At 57.1% G+C, this 15378-nt stretch carries 15 protein-coding genes, 1 pseudogene and 1 riboswitch; of the genes and pseudogenes, 9 read left to right on the top strand and 7 right to left on the bottom strand.

Translation table 11 applies throughout. From position 1 onward, the window contains the following. Together ACIPSK_RS30335 and ACIPSK_RS30330 are read left to right on the top strand one after the other, a co-directional pair. A pseudogene (locus tag ACIPSK_RS30335) lies at positions 1 to 286 on the top strand (hypothetical protein); the annotation flags it as partial. A 67-nt stretch (positions 287 to 353) separates the two neighbouring features. Further along, entirely contained in the window at positions 354 to 758 is a 405-nt protein-coding gene (locus ACIPSK_RS30330; RefSeq protein ID WP_017968942.1) for a hypothetical protein, read from the top strand. 221 nt (positions 759 to 979) lie between these two features. On the opposite strand, the gene ACIPSK_RS30325 is transcribed toward ACIPSK_RS30330, so the two are convergent. Continuing rightward, positions 980 to 1999: a 1-aminocyclopropane-1-carboxylate deaminase gene (locus tag ACIPSK_RS30325; RefSeq protein WP_017968943.1), complete on the bottom strand. Its 1020-nt coding sequence runs from the start codon at positions 1997 to 1999 to the stop codon at positions 980 to 982. 142 nt (positions 2000 to 2141) lie between these two features. Between ACIPSK_RS30325 and ACIPSK_RS30320 the strand changes: the two genes are divergently transcribed. From ACIPSK_RS30320 to ACIPSK_RS30290, 7 genes are all read left to right on the top strand, one after another. After that, a complete protein-coding gene (locus ACIPSK_RS30320) occupies positions 2142 to 2618 on the top strand; it encodes an Lrp/AsnC family transcriptional regulator (RefSeq protein WP_017968944.1) in 477 nt (158 codons plus the stop codon). Between the two features lie 306 nt (positions 2619 to 2924). Continuing rightward, entirely contained in the window at positions 2925 to 3275 is a 351-nt protein-coding gene (locus tag ACIPSK_RS30315) for a hypothetical protein (RefSeq protein ID WP_245268465.1), read from the top strand. Positions 3276 to 3731: 456 nt separating this feature from the next. Then, the gene (locus ACIPSK_RS30310) at positions 3732 to 4388 is read left to right on the top strand and encodes a hypothetical protein (RefSeq protein WP_017968946.1); all 657 of its coding nucleotides are present in this window, start codon (positions 3732 to 3734) and stop codon (positions 4386 to 4388) included. Positions 4389 to 4659: 271 nt separating this feature from the next. Then, a riboswitch (TPP riboswitch) is annotated at positions 4660 to 4771 on the top strand. A gap of 92 nt (positions 4772 to 4863) precedes the next feature. After that, positions 4864 to 6687 carry a phosphomethylpyrimidine synthase ThiC gene (gene thiC, locus ACIPSK_RS30305; RefSeq protein WP_017968947.1) on the top strand — a complete coding sequence of 608 codons (1824 nt, stop codon included), beginning with the start codon at positions 4864 to 4866 and terminating at the stop codon, positions 6685 to 6687. Between the two features lie 2 nt (positions 6688 to 6689). Beyond that, the gene (gene thiO / locus ACIPSK_RS30300) at positions 6690 to 7676 is read left to right on the top strand and encodes a glycine oxidase ThiO (RefSeq protein ID WP_017968948.1); all 987 of its coding nucleotides are present in this window, start codon (positions 6690 to 6692) and stop codon (positions 7674 to 7676) included. Then, positions 7673 to 7870, top strand: a complete 198-nt coding sequence (gene thiS, locus ACIPSK_RS30295; protein ID WP_003563180.1) for a sulfur carrier protein ThiS — start codon at positions 7673 to 7675, stop codon at positions 7868 to 7870. Before thiO ends, thiS begins: the two co-directional genes overlap by 4 nt. 1 nt (position 7871) lies before the next feature. After that, a complete protein-coding gene (locus tag ACIPSK_RS30290) occupies positions 7872 to 8645 on the top strand; it encodes a thiazole synthase (protein WP_017968949.1) in 774 nt (257 codons plus the stop codon). An 809-nt stretch (positions 8646 to 9454) separates the two neighbouring features. Here ACIPSK_RS30290 and ACIPSK_RS30285 read toward each other — a convergent pair. The 6 genes from ACIPSK_RS30285 to nifK all read right to left on the bottom strand — a co-directional run bounded on the left by ACIPSK_RS30285 (position 9455) and on the right by nifK (position 15368). After that, positions 9455 to 9787 carry a thioredoxin family protein gene (locus ACIPSK_RS30285; protein ID WP_162118137.1) on the bottom strand — a complete coding sequence of 111 codons (333 nt, stop codon included), beginning with the start codon at positions 9785 to 9787 and terminating at the stop codon, positions 9455 to 9457. A gap of 233 nt (positions 9788 to 10020) precedes the next feature. Beyond that, positions 10021 to 10302 carry a hypothetical protein gene (locus tag ACIPSK_RS30280; RefSeq protein ID WP_157386395.1) on the bottom strand — a complete coding sequence of 94 codons (282 nt, stop codon included), beginning with the start codon at positions 10300 to 10302 and terminating at the stop codon, positions 10021 to 10023. A 79-nt stretch (positions 10303 to 10381) separates the two neighbouring features. Then, positions 10382 to 10747, bottom strand: a complete 366-nt coding sequence (locus ACIPSK_RS30275) for a thioredoxin family protein (protein ID WP_017968952.1) — start codon at positions 10745 to 10747, stop codon at positions 10382 to 10384. A 245-nt stretch (positions 10748 to 10992) separates the two neighbouring features. Beyond that, the gene (gene nifN, locus ACIPSK_RS30270; protein WP_446533095.1) at positions 10993 to 12330 is read right to left on the bottom strand and encodes a nitrogenase iron-molybdenum cofactor biosynthesis protein NifN; all 1338 of its coding nucleotides are present in this window, start codon (positions 12328 to 12330) and stop codon (positions 10993 to 10995) included. 10 nt (positions 12331 to 12340) lie between these two features. Next, entirely contained in the window at positions 12341 to 13786 is a 1446-nt protein-coding gene (nifE, locus tag ACIPSK_RS30265; RefSeq protein ID WP_017968954.1) for a nitrogenase iron-molybdenum cofactor biosynthesis protein NifE, read from the bottom strand. 52 nt (positions 13787 to 13838) lie between these two features. Next, complete coding sequence (nifK, locus tag ACIPSK_RS30260) at positions 13839 to 15368, bottom strand: nitrogenase molybdenum-iron protein subunit beta (RefSeq protein WP_017968955.1); 1530 nt, start codon at positions 15366 to 15368, stop codon at positions 13839 to 13841. Between the last annotated feature and the right edge of the window lie 10 nt (positions 15369 to 15378).

Genomic DNA, 15378 nt, shown 5'->3' with positions numbered 1-15378 from the left:
GCCTTCCTATACGCCGTTGCCGCATCCCGAACTCTATTGCGGCGTCGTCGCACTGAACAACAATCAGGCGGTCATACTCTCGAGCTTCGTCGCTCCTGTCCCCAATGCCGTCATGAACTGCATACCGAAGCAAATCTTTTTCGTGAAGATGGGCTACCAGCCGGTCGGAAGCACAGTGGCTTACGACGAGAGCGACGCCGCCTGCTGCGATTTCACCACCGGCTACGCAACGTACATCGTGACCTACAATGCCAACGGGACCTTTTCGGCGACAGGAGGACCATAGACTCAGAATTAGGATCATCACAGACGCTTGAGCAATCCCCTCAATCCTTGCAATCAGGAGAATAGCCATGTCACGCATCACAACGAAGTTCACCGGCCAAACAGGTCCTCGCGGCAAGATGGCTGCAAGACTTCTCATTGCCATCTCCTCCATTGTCGTAACCGCTATACCCGCGGCAGCACAACTCGTCTTTTCGTCCGATTGCCGGAACCATCAGCCTATCGCAGTCGCGCCACCACAGAATGCCATCCTGTTCACCAAGCAGCCGGTACCCCATCCGAATGGAACAGCCTCGGTCTTTGCGATCAACGGATTGGACACCTATGTCATTCCGGCGGGGGCAAACTCATGCGTCGTTGCAGCTCCCCATGCCAATGACAATTACTGCTTCATTGCCCGCAACGACAACACAATCGACGGCGTCGGTTTCGCCCCCATTCAAAATCCGGGCGGTCTGACTGCCTGCCAGTAAAGAGGCGAAGCGCCTCGGCCAAACGGGTCACTCCCCGCACTTACGCGACGGTTTAGGCGGGGGTGGACAATGACGCGTTGAGATGCCCGCGCCGCATCAAGAAACCGATTCCGCATGGATCTTTCATCGTTGACGCGAAATTGCGTTCAGGAAGTGCGGATCTATATAGTCTCGACTGCAATTATCCACCTGTTCGCGGCCGGTTAACCTGACGGCACCAATCAGCCGTCCCTGTAGTAATAGCTGTAGCCGTTGATTGCCGGGGCGCCGCCGAGATGGGCGTAGAGCACCTTAGAGCCCTCGGGGAAGAAGCCCTTTCGCGCAAGATCGATCATCCCCTGCATCGACTTTCCCTCATAAACAGGGTCGGTGATCATCGCCTCGGTGCGCGCCGCGAGTCGGATCGCCTCATTTGTCTCCTCTGAGGGCACTCCATAAGAGGGATAGGCATAGTCAGGGTTGATGACGATCTCGTCTTCACGCACCGACCGGCCAAGGTTCACGAGTTCTGAGGTCGCGTCGACGATTTTTCGCACCTGATCCCGGGTCTGCTGGAGTGTGCCCGAGGCATCAATGCCAATGACTCTGTCAGCCCTGTCCATTGCGGCGAAGCCGACGATCATTCCGCCCTGGGTCGAACCGGTGACAACGCAGACAATGATGTAGTCGAAGGTGAAGCCTAGGTCCTTCTCCTGTGCCGCGACTTCCTCGGCGAAGCCGACATAGCCGAGGGCTCCGAACTTATGTACCGAAGCGCCAGCCGGGATCGCATAGGGCTTGCCGCCCGCGTCCTCCACCGACTGAATCGCGTCCTCCCAGCTCTTGCGGATGCCGATGTCGAACCCAGCGTCGACTAGCCGGCTGTCGGCGCCCATCAGTCTCGTCATCAATATATTGCCGACACGGTCATAGATCGCATCGTAGTGCGGCACCCATTTCTCCTGGATGACGACACATTTCATGCCAATCTTCGCCGCAGTCGCAGCCACCATCCGCGTATGGTTCGACTGGACTCCGCCGATCGACACCAGCGTATCTGCGCCGGAGGCGATCGCGTCGGGCACGATATATTCGAGCTTCCTGAGCTTATTGCCGCCCATCGCGAGGCCCGAATTGCAGTCGTCGCGCTTGGCATAGATCTCGACCTTGCCGCCCAGCGCCGCAGTAAGCCGTGGCAAGTGCTCGATCGGAGTCGGGCCGAAGGTGAGCGGGTAACGTTCGAACTTTTCCAACAATGACATCAATCAGGGCCTCCGTACCGATTCGTGGCACAAGGCTAGCTGATATCTTTTGAAAGGTGCTCTCTAATTTTCCTGCAAGAACTTTCTCGATTGAGATCAATTTTCGCTATCATACACCACTTCTTCAATTGTGAGATCCAATATGAAAGTTTCTTCCACAGTGGATTTTGACGGAATAGACCTCAAGATTTTACGCGCTCTTCAATCGGAGGGCCGGCTCAGCAATGCCGATCTTGCCGAGCGCGTGAATGTCAGCGCTGCAACTTGCCATAGGCGAACTCAGCGCCTTTTCGAGGAGGGCTACATCACCGGCGTTCGGGCGGAGGTCGCGCCGAGCGCCGTCGGCCTCAGCGCGATGGTGATGGTTGGCGTGGTATTGGATCGCTCCACACCTGAGAGCTTTGGCGCATTCGAGGGCGCTGTCATGGAGCTGAAGGAAGTGCTGGACTGCAGTCTGGTAGCCGGAGATTTCGATTACCTCCTGAAAATCCGCGTCCGTGACATGGCCGATTTCAACAAGCTGCACGGCCAGAAGCTAATCGCCCTGCCGGGCGTGCGCCAGACGCGCACTTTCTTCGTGATGAAGGAAGTCAAGGAGAACGCGAGGTTGCCCTTCTAGGCGTCTTCGGCGGCGATCCGTTTGCCGCGCCGTTTTCGTCTGACCGGGATGCCTGGGCCGCGATCATTCCCTCCACGATCGGAGACTGAGGCGGCGCTCCATATCGTGCAGTTGATTGCTTCAGCCGTAGAGCGGTGGACGACAAAGTGGTCTTGACGGTTGCAGCCAAAGAAAGGAAGTGCAATATATGCAATAATATATGCGAACTTATATTCTTATAACCTACTGTTTTACCACCAGTACGAATTCTTATATTCGATAATTGGCGTTATAACAGAAAGTATATCCTATCGAGTACGTTGCTTTATGTATCAACTTCATCAAATGTCCCGCAACTCGGCTTCCGATATCACAACAGGACAGACTTTTTCCTATGAAGCTGAACCCTTGCAGGCGACATCATCGCCGGCAGGTTTACACAAGGAGCACGATGGCATGGAGCGCAACAAGAAATCAGACAAGTACCTTGCCGACTCGCGTTTGCGGGCAGCGGCCGTCGACCACCGGCAGAAGGACTCTGCGTCGAAGAAGAAGACCCTTTTTCAACAATTGCTCTTGGATTGGGCTTACGGCTGCGACCTCTTTTATCCAATCCAACGACATGAACATTTCGCAAAGAGCGAGGAGGACGACAAAGGCGCTAAAATCCGTAGGTGAGGGTTACGAGTGTATAGAACTCGGAGAGTTCGGACGGGCCGCCACGTTCCCGATTTAAGAGTCAGTCTTGTTTCCAAATTCCAGGGTGAAATCGCCGACGCAGTCGCCATCGGTTTCAAACTCCAACAACAGCTCGGCGCGCGGGGGTGGAGGTTGTCATCGACGATATCGATGCGATGCAAGCGAAGGACAGCTTGGGCCTAGGCTTCACAGGTGCGGGCCAATAAGGCTAAGAACATCGAAAGGTGGTAAGCAGTCAATCGATAACCTGGCCCTTATCCGGTACACGCAAGGCGCAGTTCAAACCTTGCTGCAGGAAGCAATGCTCGCCTACCAAAATCACAAAATTTGACCCGCACAGTTCGCCCATCAAATCTGCCGCAGAAAAGGAGTTCATTTTCAGTGTTATTATCTTCTTTGAAATGCATCCGCATCGCCGGACTTGCAGCGGTCGGCATGGTGCTGGGCACGCAGATTGCTTTTTCACAAGGATCGTCCACGCGGTCTCAGTGGCTGAACACGCCGGGATCTCGAGTAGAAGCGCTTGCGGTCCTCCAGACCTTGAATGCCGCTCTCCTGAGCAACGCCAGTGCTACGTTGACCCTTGACCGCTGGTGCGCGGCGCATAAGCTCGCGCCGGAAGGTTCCAAGATCGTAGCACAGCGTGTCCGCGGGCAAGACAAGCCGGCCGACGAGCACGTCCGTGAACTTCTGACCGTCGGACCCGGTGAGCTGGTCGCTTATCGCCGTGTCCGCCTGGTCTGCGGCGACCGCGTCTTGTCGGAAGCCGACAATTGGTATGTACCCGCAAAATTAACTGCAGAGATGAATCGGGCTTTGAAGACCAGCGATATCGCGTTTGGCAGAGCCGTTCAGGCTCTTAATTTCACTCGCACAAACCTGTCTGCCACGTTGCTCTGGTCCCCCCTATCCGAAGGCTGGGACATGGACGGCTTAACAGCGCATGAAACAAGTTCCCTTAGCCTGCCGCCGTTCCTGCTCGAACATCGTGCCGTCCTTAAACTTCGAGACGGAACGCCGTTTAGCGCCGTGGTCGAAAGCTACACGGATAATGTGCTAGACTTTCCAGTTCCGCGGTTGCTTTCTCGATAGAGCTTGTGCGACGGCCATCCAATTCATTTTTCGAAAGAGAACGGGTGAACGCGAGTCATCTTGATCAGTGTCAAGCACTGCAGCTCAGGGCAATGACGCTCCGCACGGAGAATGAACGATGCATGCAATCTTATGGAATGGCCGCAGGACCAGTCACATGCTTCGCGACCGTGACCTAGCTGTCACAATGGCACGCGCGTGAGTGTAACCTGCATCCCAAGCCACCGCGGATCGTCGCTTGACAGTACCTCGGCAACCCTCTACCCATTTTCGCATTCACCAGGGGGGTCCCGGCAAGGGGCTGAGATACTGCTATCGCGCGCAGTGACCCGTTGAACCTGATCCAGTTCATACTGGCGTAGGGACGGTGCAAGCGCTCCAAGGCAGTGGATTCACGCGTGGAATCCGTGCCGGCGTCTTTTCATCATTCCGGCTGAGGACTGGGTCTCCAATCGAAAACTTGGAGCCTCAAACCATGAATATCGCAGGCACCCCAACCGTCACCACCGGCCCCTTGCCGGCATCCAAGAAAATCTACATTCGGGGAGAAGTCCATCCCGAAATTTGCGTGCCGATGCGCGAAATTAGCCTGCATCCGACATCGGGCGAGCAGCCCGTCGTCGTCTACGACTCCTCCGGCCCCTATACGATCGAGGGCGCCGAGATCCGTATCGAACAGGGGCTGCCCTCACTGCGACGCGACTGGGTTCTCGCCCGCGGCGACGTCGTGGCGTATCAGGGCCGCCATGTCCGTCCCGAAGACAACGGCTTCGCCAGCGGCGAAAGGCTGACGCCCGAATTTCCCACGCTACGCCAGCCGCTGTGCGCGAAGGACGGCAAGGCCGTCACCCAGTTCGCCTATGCGAGGGCTGGTATCATCACGCCGGAAATGGAGTTCATCGCTATACGCGAAAACCTTGGCCGCAAGGTGCACGCGGATGCGATGGTCCGCGACGGCGAAAGCTTCGGCGCGCACATTCCGGACCATGTGACGGCGGATTTCGTCCGGCAGGAAGTGGCGGCGGGTCGGGCAATCATCCCCGCCAACATCAACCATCCCGAAGCCGAGCCGATGATCATCGGCCGGAATTTCCTGGTGAAGATCAACGCCAATATCGGCAACTCGGCTGTCACCTCGTCGATGGCGGAAGAAGTCGAGAAAATGGTCTGGGCGACCCGCTGGGGCGCTGACACGGTCATGGATCTCTCCACCGGCCGCAACATCCACAACATCCGCGAATGGATCATCCGCAATTCGCCGGTGCCGATCGGTACCGTGCCGCTCTATCAGGCGCTGGAGAAGGTCGAGGGCATTGCCGAGAACCTGACCTGGGAGGTCTATCGTGACACGCTGATCGAGCAGGCCGAGCAGGGTGTCGACTACTTCACCATCCACGCCGGCGTGCGGCTCGCCTATATCCCGCTGACTGTCAATCGTGTTACTGGCATCGTCTCGCGCGGCGGTTCGATCATGGCGAAGTGGTGTCTCCATCATCATCGCGAAAGCTTCCTATACGAACATTTCGAGGAGATCTGCGACATCTGCCGCGCCTATGACGTTTCCTTCTCGCTCGGCGACGGCCTGCGCCCTGGCTCCATCGCCGATGCCAACGACGCAGCGCAATTCGCCGAACTGGAAATACTGGGAGAGCTGACCAAGATCGCCTGGGCGAAAGACTGCCAGGTTATGATCGAGGGCCCCGGCCATGTGCCGATGCACAAGATCAAGGAGAACATGGACAAGCAGCTCGAGGTCTGCGGCGAGGCACCTTTCTATACGCTTGGGCCGCTGACGACCGATATCGCACCAGGCTACGATCACATCACCTCTGGAATAGGCGCAGCCATGATCGGCTGGTTCGGCACCGCGATGCTCTGCTACGTCACGCCGAAGGAGCATCTCGGTCTTCCCGATCGCAATGACGTCAAGACCGGCGTTATCACCTACAAGATAGCGGCTCACGCGGCTGATCTCGCCAAGGGGCATCCGGCAGCACAGCTGCGCGATGATGCGCTCTCGCGTGCCCGTTTCGAATTCCGCTGGGAGGATCAGTTCAACCTCTCGCTGGACCCCGAAACTGCCCGCAGCTTCCACGACGAGACGCTGCCTAAGGAAGCCCATAAGGTGGCGCATTTCTGCTCGATGTGCGGCCCGAAATTCTGTTCCATGCGAATTTCCCACGACATTCGTGCCGAAGCCCAGAAAGAAGGGCTGGAAGCCATGGCCGCGAGGTATCGCGATGGCGGCGATCTCTACATGCCGATCGCCGAAGCGGCGAAAACGCCAACCGGAGAATGACGATGCACATTCTCGTCAAGGGAGCCGGCGTTGCCGGCCTCACCGTTGCCTGGCAGCTCTACCGGCACGGTCTCCGGGTCAGTGTCACTGAACATGCCGACAAGGTCGGGGCTGGCGCTTCCGGCTTTGCCGGCGGCATGCTGGCGCCATGGTGCGAACGGGAAAGCGCAGAGGAGCCGGTACTGGCGCTCGGCCGTCTTGCCGCCGATTGGTGGGAGGCGGCATTGCCCGGCCATGTCCATCGCCGGGGAACACTTGTCGTGGCGGCCGGGCGCGATGCCGGCGAACTCGACCGCTTTTCCCACCGGACAAGCGGATGGGAATGGCTGGACGAGCAGGCGATCGCGTCTCTTGAACCTGATCTCGCAGGCCGTTTCCGTAGGGCACTGTTCTTTCGACATGAAGCGCATCTCGATCCGCGACAGGCACTCTCGGGGCTGGCCTCCGGACTCGAGGAAGCCCGCATGCGTCTGACACTCGGCGCCACGCACAATGCTGACATTGCCCATTATGATCGCGTGATCGACTGCACCGGGGCTGCCCAGATCGGCCAGCTGCCCGGATTGCGCGGTGTTCGCGGAGAGATGCTCTGCGTCGAAACGAGCGAGACAACGCTCTCTCGTCCCGTTCGCCTGCTGCATCCGCGCCACCCCATCTATATCGTGCCGCGCGAAAGACATCGCTTCATGATCGGGGCGACGATGATCGAAAATGACGATACCGGCCCGATTACCGCGCGTTCGCTGATGGAGTTGCTGAATGCCGCCTACACGCTCAATCCTGTGTTCGGCGAGGCAGGGGTCACGGAAACTGGCGCGGGCGTGCGGCCAGCTTATCCCGACAATCTGCCGCGTGTGACGCAGCAGGGGCGCACCTTCCATGTCAATGGCCTCTACCGCCACGGTTTTCTGCTGGCGCCGGCCATAGCAGGCGAGGTGGCGCGGCTTCTTCTTGAAGAAGGCAAGCAACCGGATAGGAGGGCATCATGACCTACATCATCAATGGTGAGGAACAGGAGGTCGCGGCCACAACGCTCGCAGATCTTCTTCTCGCTCTGGACTGCGAAGGCGAATGGATGGCAACTGCAGTGAACGGCGAGCTGGTGCACCGCGAGGACCGCGCCCAATTCAGGCTCGGCGAGCGCGACCGCATCGAAATACTCTCACCCATGCAAGGAGGCTGAGATGCTGAAACTTTATGATGTTGAAGTCCACTCCCGCCTGCTGCTCGGCACAGCCCGCTATCCGTCTCCAGCTGTCCTTGCAGAAGCGGTGAAGCGCTCAAAGACCGAGATTGTCACCGTTTCACTTCGCCGCGAAACTGCCGGCGGCAAAGCGGGCGGCGCCTTCTTCGAGCTGATCCGCAAGCTTGGCGTGCGTGTGCTGCCGAATACGGCCGGATGTCACAGCGTGCAAGAGGCCGTGCTGACGGCGAGAATGGCGCGCGAAGTCTTCCATACCGACTGGATCAAGCTCGAAGTGATCGGTCACCACGATACGCTGCAGCCTGACGTCTTTGGCCTTGTCGAAGCGGCTCGCATCCTGAATGGCGAGGGCTTTCAGGTGTTCCCCTATACGACCGACGACCTTGTCGTGGCCGAAAGGCTGCTGGAAGCCGGCTGCCAAATCCTGATGCCGTGGTGTGCGCCAATCGGCTCCGCCATGGGACCGGTGAACCCGATGGCGCTGCGGGCATTCCGAGCGCATTTTCCGGATGTGCCGCTCATCGTCGATGCCGGCATCGGCCGCCCGTCTCATGCTGCTGCCGTGATGGAGTACGGTTATGATGCCGTTCTTCTCAACACCGCCGTTGCCGGCGCAGGCGATCCCGCCGCCATCGCCGAGGCTTTTGCGCTCGCAACCGCTGCAGGTCACATCGCGCATGGCGGCGTGCCTCTCGAGCCTCGCGAGATGGCCGTACCCTCCACGCCGGTGATTGGAAAGGCGGTATTCACGTGAAGCTCGATCCGTTTCACCTGATCGTTGAGAAAGCCGAGTGGCTTGGCTTTGCCCCTCGGCATTAAGCTACTGCAATTGCGCATCAAGGATCGCCCGGAGACGAAACTATGCGCAGAAACCGTCGCACGTACCGAGTGTTTAGCCCCGGCATTTGACGGTCCTGCCAGCTCACAGACCTAGAGAAATTCACTATGGACAAATACTGATGGGAGACGATCTGACGAGCAATACAAAATAGTCTAGCAAGACTGAATGTTCTTGCGGAGCCGAATGGGATCGACCATATGGTCGTCGCCAAATCAGGAAGCGAACTTCGACGGCCAATTTGGCGACGGAGTGCGAATGAACCCAAGTCGTCATTTCTGTAGCTCCAGGAGGGCGCGGTGATCATTGCCTTCGGGTACGGTCCGGCTGAAGTGAACCGGGATGAACGCCGATAAAAACGACCGCGGCACGCGGGGCTGCTTTATCCGTTTTTTATGCAGGAGGTTGGCATTGATCCCGTGCGCGCGCTCCCCTGGCTTCGAAGATGCCAGGACGCCAGCTGTGATGTCTGCGAATTGAGAAACTGCTCATATTGCCTCACCTGCTAATACCACCGGGCGCCGTGACTTCGCCTATGCCCGTCCCATTGGGTGTGCCGCGGAACCCGTGGTCAACACATTGATACAGCTGCCTTCGGGGTGAACGATTGCAATAATGCAAGGCCAGCCTTTGCTCGCCATCTACAGAACCTTCATCGTCCGTACGGTCGGACCGCCTCAATCTCCCGCATTTAAACTCTCGCCTACGGTTGCTCCACCTGTGCTTCACGAGCTAGTCAGCAAAGTTTTATGTACCCACTTCACAATAGCGGATTTCTGCGGGGCACCGACAAAGAAATCGTTGACTATGCCCCCCTTGAAGAAAGCTACGATCGGAATAAAATGCATACCAAATTGCGCGGCGAGTTCCCTGTTCTTACCGAGATCCAGCTTGGCGACTTTGATTCTGCCTTTCATCTCGACGGCAATTTCTTCTAGGATCTGAGCAATCGTGTCGCATGGGCCGCAGCCTTCAGCCCAAAGGTGAAGGATAACAGGTAATGGGGATTCCCGAACTTCTAACTGGAAGTTGTTGAAATTGACGTTGACCCAGTGCATGAACTTTCCTGTTACCAGAGTTGAGCGCCGTTTGATGCACGTGTTGATGCGTTGTCGAATTGATCTGACGAAACGCGCGTCGTGAAGGTGTCAGACTGAGTGAGACGTCACGTATTTCAGCCAGATACTGCCCCACATTGCGCGTCATGTGCCTCCGGCAAAGCCGCCACTGTGGGACCGTTTGTGGAGGCCGACCGGAAGACAGTCCGGCAGATGATTCTTGCCGGCTGCCGTTACGAGCTGACCACAGCAACAACCAGGCGCACTAAACGGTACGGTTGGTCTGTCGCGCTTGAGTTGTTCGGCACTCTCGTTGACTTCGAGAGCGGCCTTTTCGATCCGTAGATTTGATATTTCATGAGGACGCTGGGCAGATCGTGTGATGCCATGGTGCAGGCGTTGAAGGCACCACGCACCCACGGACTCTTGACCGGCTCAGGCGCAGCCTCCCACCAGCAACAGCGGATCGCACGCTCGCGGACTTCCGCTGAAACCTTGTTCGTTGTCTTGCTCATGTCGGCTCCCTTTTCTCAGAAGTTGGAGCCTCCGGCAAACCCAGGGCGGTTTGCCGGTTGCTCTGCTTGTCCATTCACATCATGAGTAATCAGCTACCGTTCGACATATCCACTTTTCGATATCGGACTTCGGCTGGAAGCCCTCCAAAGTGTCGACGACCTTCCGGCCATTGAAGATTACAAGGGTGGGAACTACGAAGGCAGCGAACTTTTCGTTTATTAAGCGTTGCTGAAGGTATTGAGCAGCGAGTTTCGGGTTCTCAGCGGTATTCAGCTTAACGACTTTGACAAGGCCCTTCATCTCGACGGCGATGTCTTCGAGGATTGGGGCGATCATGTCGCACGGGCGACACCCAGGAGAGCAGAAATCGACGAGAACGAACATTGTCGATTCCAAAACTTCGGACTGAAAGTTCGTGATATTAACGGTTTTTACGGAAGACATAGTTTGGTCCTCAACTTAGATCCACGAATTGGCAAAGGCGTCAGCTCGATCCGATAATATTTCTCTTCGTAACGATGTGAGAGAAAGTATTATATCGCGAACTAGAATGGGTGTGGCATTGTCTCCACGCCTTCGGCCTCCTTTCTTCTTCAGTTCAATGTGGCTGCCGATGAAGTAATCAGGAGCGGCGCCTCGTGCGACGAGGATGAGTAAGCGACGGATGAAAGGGTCCGGCGGTGCTCACCTCATGAGTACGGTTCGAGAGGTGCGCGAGCGGGTGGCAGACCTTGAGTCGCCTGAACTATGTTGGCGACTTCGAAGATCATGTCGCGCGTTCCTCGATAAAGGATGTTCAGTTTATGCTGGCTGCCTATGCGGTCGAAGACAGGAAAACCAACTCGCATCAGCGGAACTGCGAGGCGTTCTGCGGCCTGTCGGCCGTGGGAGTGCGTGACGAGTAGATCAGCGTCTACGGCGAGTTCTTCCAAGTCACCAAGATCACCGACCTTGACCGTATCGGTTGGTACTATTTGCAGCGCCTTTGAGTCCCCGGTCGTGGTGACCGCAGCTGTAATGACCGCCCCCATGCCGATAAAGAATTGCGCGAACTGCAAGAGCTGGTCCGGTTCGGAGCCGATGGCGACCTTCTTCCCTGCAAAATGAAAATGCCCACTGAGCATCGCCTCCTGCAGCTGCATGCGGCCACGACGGACAGCCATTGGCGCGTTGTCGCGCAAAATCGCTGCAAGAAGCCAGGCGAAACGGTCGGCGTTATTCAGGCCCGTGAGAGATCCGAACATCACGTATGGCAATCCAGTTAAACCCTGCAAAGCTTCAGCCGGTCGGCGCATCTGTTCGCCGATGGCGATGCACAGTGTTGCCGCCCCGAGATCGCGGATAAGCTCTACCTTCGCGCCACCGCGTGCGATCGGAATCCATCGATCGCGGACAGCTTCTTCAGGCCCGCCGGACACGTCAGGCAAAATGAGGGGTGTTAAGCCGAAGCTCTCGACCGTTTCCCGCAAATGCTCTACATCGGCAACTGTGATGTTCGAGCCCGGCAGGATGACGACCTTCGCCGGATCGCGATCCTGCGTCCCGGGCCGGGTGATTGCCTCGACCGTAGCCGTAACGGCCTTCGACCACCCCTCCTCCACCGCCCCTGCAAAGTCGGGAGTGCGTGCGAGGACCACTTCAGTATCAACGAGTTTTCTCGGGCGCGCGCCTTTGGCGTTGATGATATCACCTGCGATATCTTCGTCGCGAGTTTCCGCCACGGCGGTGGTGCAGATCCCGATCAGCCGCGGCCACGTGCGAGCTTTTAGCTTAACGAGAGCTTTCTCGAGAAACTCGGCGCCGCCCACCACCGTCGCCATCTGGTCCATTGCAGTAGTCTGCAGCGGGACCATATGCTTGAAATGCCTCACGAGCAGCACAAGCGCGAAACTGGTACATCCCTGGCTGCCATGAAGGATTGGCAGTGCGCCATCGATGCCCAAAAAGGCCATGGCAGCGCCCATTGGTTGAGACGACTTTAGAGGGTTAACCGCTGTCGCTTTTGTTTGAGTTAGAATACGGGCCATAGTTGTTACCTCAATGGAAGCCACTTGCGGCCTCGGCGGCAGACCTCGATATAAATACCGATCCTTCCGCCGGTCTCGCAGTGGTAACGAATTGCTTCCACGGCGCTGGTTCGCGCAACTGCGCCCAGACGGGGTTGTGGATTGCCAAATCAATCTGGCGTGCCAGCTCCACCATGCCTTCGTAGCCGGCGTAAGCATGCTGGCGCTCCTGATTGACATCGAGCCAGGCAATCTTCGCTTCAAGCGCGACAAACTGAGTGCGTCCGCCCGACAGCATGATGTCAGGCTTGTGTTCACGTAACATCGCATAGAGCTCGCTCGCTGCCATCGATTGGTGAAGGTGGTTTTCGTCCTTAAGCATCTGCTTGATTCTCTCCTTGTCCCTGGCCGTCGATTTCCTGACGGATGTACCGACAATTTCCATGCCGATTTCGATCAGTGCGTGCACGATGGACCAGGATTTCACCCCGCCGGTGTTCAGATGAACGCGCTTCCCCTCAAGCCTGCGCCGATACACTTCCAGCTTTTTCCATGCCCTCTCCTCCTCTTCTGCTAAGAGAGCCTCGACGTGTTGGAGCAACGCGAAACCTGCGCCTTTCTTTACGAGCAGTTGGGCGATCCGCCGCAGCGATTCAGAGGTGCTGGAAATGCCGTAGAAGGAGCCTTCGAAGAATGGAATGTTCCAGCGTTCTTCCATTTTGCGAGCAAGATTGATGAGAGCAGTGGAGCAAACCATCATAGCTGCACGCGAGCGGTGGGCGGAAGCCACCTGCACGAAGCGCGCGTCGCCGGGAATGCAGGCGCGGACACGGATACCAAGTCGGTCCAAAAGCGGTTTCACCAATCGGAATTCCCCTGAGAGATTGAACTCGCCGAGTATATTGATGTCGTATGGACTTGGATCGTCGACCTCCACCGTGCCTATGACGTGCTCGAGCAGCGCCTCGCCGGCAAGCCGGTTACCGATGTTTTTCGAACCGCCGAAACCCGGCGACTTCACCGGCACCACTGGTATTGCGAACTTCTGTGCTGCGTGTCTGCAGACCGCAGCGATGTCGTCACCGATCAGTTCGGTGACACATGTTCCGTAGACAAAGATTGCCGCCGGCGCATACCCCTCTTTGATCTCCCGGATAGCCTTGAGAAGCTTCCGCTCACTATCTCCCGTCACTATCTCGAGTTCGGTAAGATCAGTGGTGAAACTTGTGCGCCAAAGTACTGGACCTGACGACGCGGCTCCCCGGTTGTCCCAGGAGTTGCCCTCGCACGCGAGCGGCGCGTGGACGAGATGCGCGACATCAGTGATCGGCTGCAACACGACCTTAGCACCGTCAAAGGCACAGCCACCACCGGCTGCTGGTCCCTGCTGCGGCGCCTCGTGACATACCCGCTTGGTTTCCTTACTGCGGAATATCTCGTCGGTGGCATCTCGCATTTGTTTCTCGGTCGATGACATCGCGCAACCTTCCAATGCAGCGGCGGATGGCCGGCCTGCGCCGGCCAAGCATTTAGCGTGTGAGGTCGTAGGAAACGTCCCACATGGTCTCCTCATCAAGTGTGTCGAAGATCTTGTCGAGAATAACCGTTAGAAGACGCAATCCGCCTTGGTAGCCCATGATAGGAAAGCGATGATGATGATGGCGGTCGAAAATCGGAAAGGTAAGCCGGACGAGTGGAGTGTCGGTGTCACGCTCGAGATATTTGCCATAGGAATTGCCGATCAGCAGATCCACTGGTTCCGTCAACAGAAGCGACCGCATTGCCCAGAGGTCTTTGCCAGCCCACACCTGCGCACCTCCGCCGAAGGGAGTGGTTGCGAGCAATTCCTTCATCTCCGCTTCCCAGGCTGCGGTGCCGTTGGTGGCAAGGCAATGTGTGGGCTGGCCACCGGTTTCCATGACGAAGCGCGCCATTGAGTAGACGAAGTCCGGGTCGCCGTAGATACCGTATTTCTTCCCATGCAGCCAGGATTGACTATCGGCCATAGCGTCGACCAACCGACCGCGATCGCGATCGATAGATTCGGGAATTTCCCTCTTGGAAAGCTCGGATATCTTCATCAGGAATTCGTCCGTGCCCCCTATGCCCAGCGGGTAATGGAACGAGGCAGTCGTCTGACCAAGCTCGCGGCAATAGTCCAACGTCTTGCGCGTATTATAGTGTTGCAGCGATATTGTCGCCTCCGCATGTTTGGCTGCCTTCACATCTTCGATCGTTGTTCCTCCGTCATACATGCGATACTCGCCGTCGGAAGGGGTGTCGAACTGGTCCGAGGCGTCTTGAAGGAAAACGTAGGCGACTCCCATCGTGTCGAGCAGGCGCTTTATTTCTCGATTGTTGCCAACGCAGAAACCGTCGAAGCCTGGAATAATGTTGATGAGTGCAGGCGTCGGCACGCGATCGGTGCTCTTCCAGAAATTTTCCAGAATGCCTTTGACCATGCTGTCGTAACCATCGACATGGCTGCCGACGAAGGCTGGGGTATGGGCGAAGGGCACATTGAAATCGACCGGAACGGAGCCTTCATTTTTGGCATTTTCAATGAAGCCGTGAAGATCATCCCCAATGACTTCGGCCATGCAAGTCGTCGAGACAGCAATCATCTTCGGGTCGTAGAGCTTGTAGGTGTTGGCGAGCCCGTCGATCATATTTTTCAATCCGCCGAATACGGCCGCGTCCTCTGTCATCGAAGACGAAACTGCAGACGAGGGTTCCTTGAAGTGGCGTGACAGGTGCGACCGGTAGTAAGCCACGCAACCCTGACTCCCATGGACAAACGACATCGTCCGCTCGAAACCAGCCGCTGCGAAAACAGCGCCGAGCGGCTGACAAGCCTTAGCAGGGTTTACGACCAGCGCTTCGCGAGCCAGATTCTTTTCTCGATACTCCCATGTCTCGGTGAATTCGGATTGCGCATACACGACCTTATCCGGATGCGGACATTCGAACTTTAACTTCTTGCGGGCAAACATTTTCTCGTATTCCGGCTCGCAGAACAGAGGAACATGATCGAGAACTTTCTCGGCCGATTGCGGCATAGTTTTCATC

The sequence above is a fragment of the Rhizobium sp. LARHSG275 genome, from assembly GCF_052871115.1.
This window is presented reverse-complemented; position numbering and strand designations above follow the sequence as displayed.

Excerpts from the sequence above, each read along its gene's own strand:
- ACIPSK_RS30330 (WP_017968942.1), top strand. The coding sequence starts at position 354 with ATGTCACGCATCACAACGAAGTTCACCGGCCAAACAGGTCCTCGCGGC.
- ACIPSK_RS30325 (WP_017968943.1), bottom strand. The coding sequence starts at position 1,999 with ATGTCATTGTTGGAAAAGTTCGAACGTTACCCGCTCACCTTCGGCCCG.
- ACIPSK_RS30320 (WP_017968944.1), top strand. The coding sequence starts at position 2,142 with ATGAAAGTTTCTTCCACAGTGGATTTTGACGGAATAGACCTCAAGATT.
- ACIPSK_RS30315 (WP_245268465.1), top strand. The coding sequence starts at position 2,925 with ATGTATCAACTTCATCAAATGTCCCGCAACTCGGCTTCCGATATCACA.
- ACIPSK_RS30310 (WP_017968946.1), top strand. The coding sequence starts at position 3,732 with ATGGTGCTGGGCACGCAGATTGCTTTTTCACAAGGATCGTCCACGCGG.
- thiC (WP_017968947.1), top strand. The coding sequence starts at position 4,864 with ATGAATATCGCAGGCACCCCAACCGTCACCACCGGCCCCTTGCCGGCA.
- thiO (WP_017968948.1), top strand. The coding sequence starts at position 6,690 with ATGCACATTCTCGTCAAGGGAGCCGGCGTTGCCGGCCTCACCGTTGCC.
- thiS (WP_003563180.1), top strand. The coding sequence starts at position 7,673 with ATGACCTACATCATCAATGGTGAGGAACAGGAGGTCGCGGCCACAACG.
- ACIPSK_RS30290 (WP_017968949.1), top strand. The coding sequence starts at position 7,872 with ATGCTGAAACTTTATGATGTTGAAGTCCACTCCCGCCTGCTGCTCGGC.
- ACIPSK_RS30285 (WP_162118137.1), bottom strand. The coding sequence starts at position 9,787 with ATGCACTGGGTCAACGTCAATTTCAACAACTTCCAGTTAGAAGTTCGG.
- ACIPSK_RS30280 (WP_157386395.1), bottom strand. The coding sequence starts at position 10,302 with ATGAGCAAGACAACGAACAAGGTTTCAGCGGAAGTCCGCGAGCGTGCG.
- ACIPSK_RS30275 (WP_017968952.1), bottom strand. The coding sequence starts at position 10,747 with ATGTCTTCCGTAAAAACCGTTAATATCACGAACTTTCAGTCCGAAGTT.
- nifN (WP_446533095.1), bottom strand. The coding sequence starts at position 12,330 with ATGGCCCGTATTCTAACTCAAACAAAAGCGACAGCGGTTAACCCTCTA.
- nifE (WP_017968954.1), bottom strand. The coding sequence starts at position 13,786 with ATGTCATCGACCGAGAAACAAATGCGAGATGCCACCGACGAGATATTC.
- nifK (WP_017968955.1), bottom strand. The coding sequence starts at position 15,368 with ATGCCGCAATCGGCCGAGAAAGTTCTCGATCATGTTCCTCTGTTCTGC.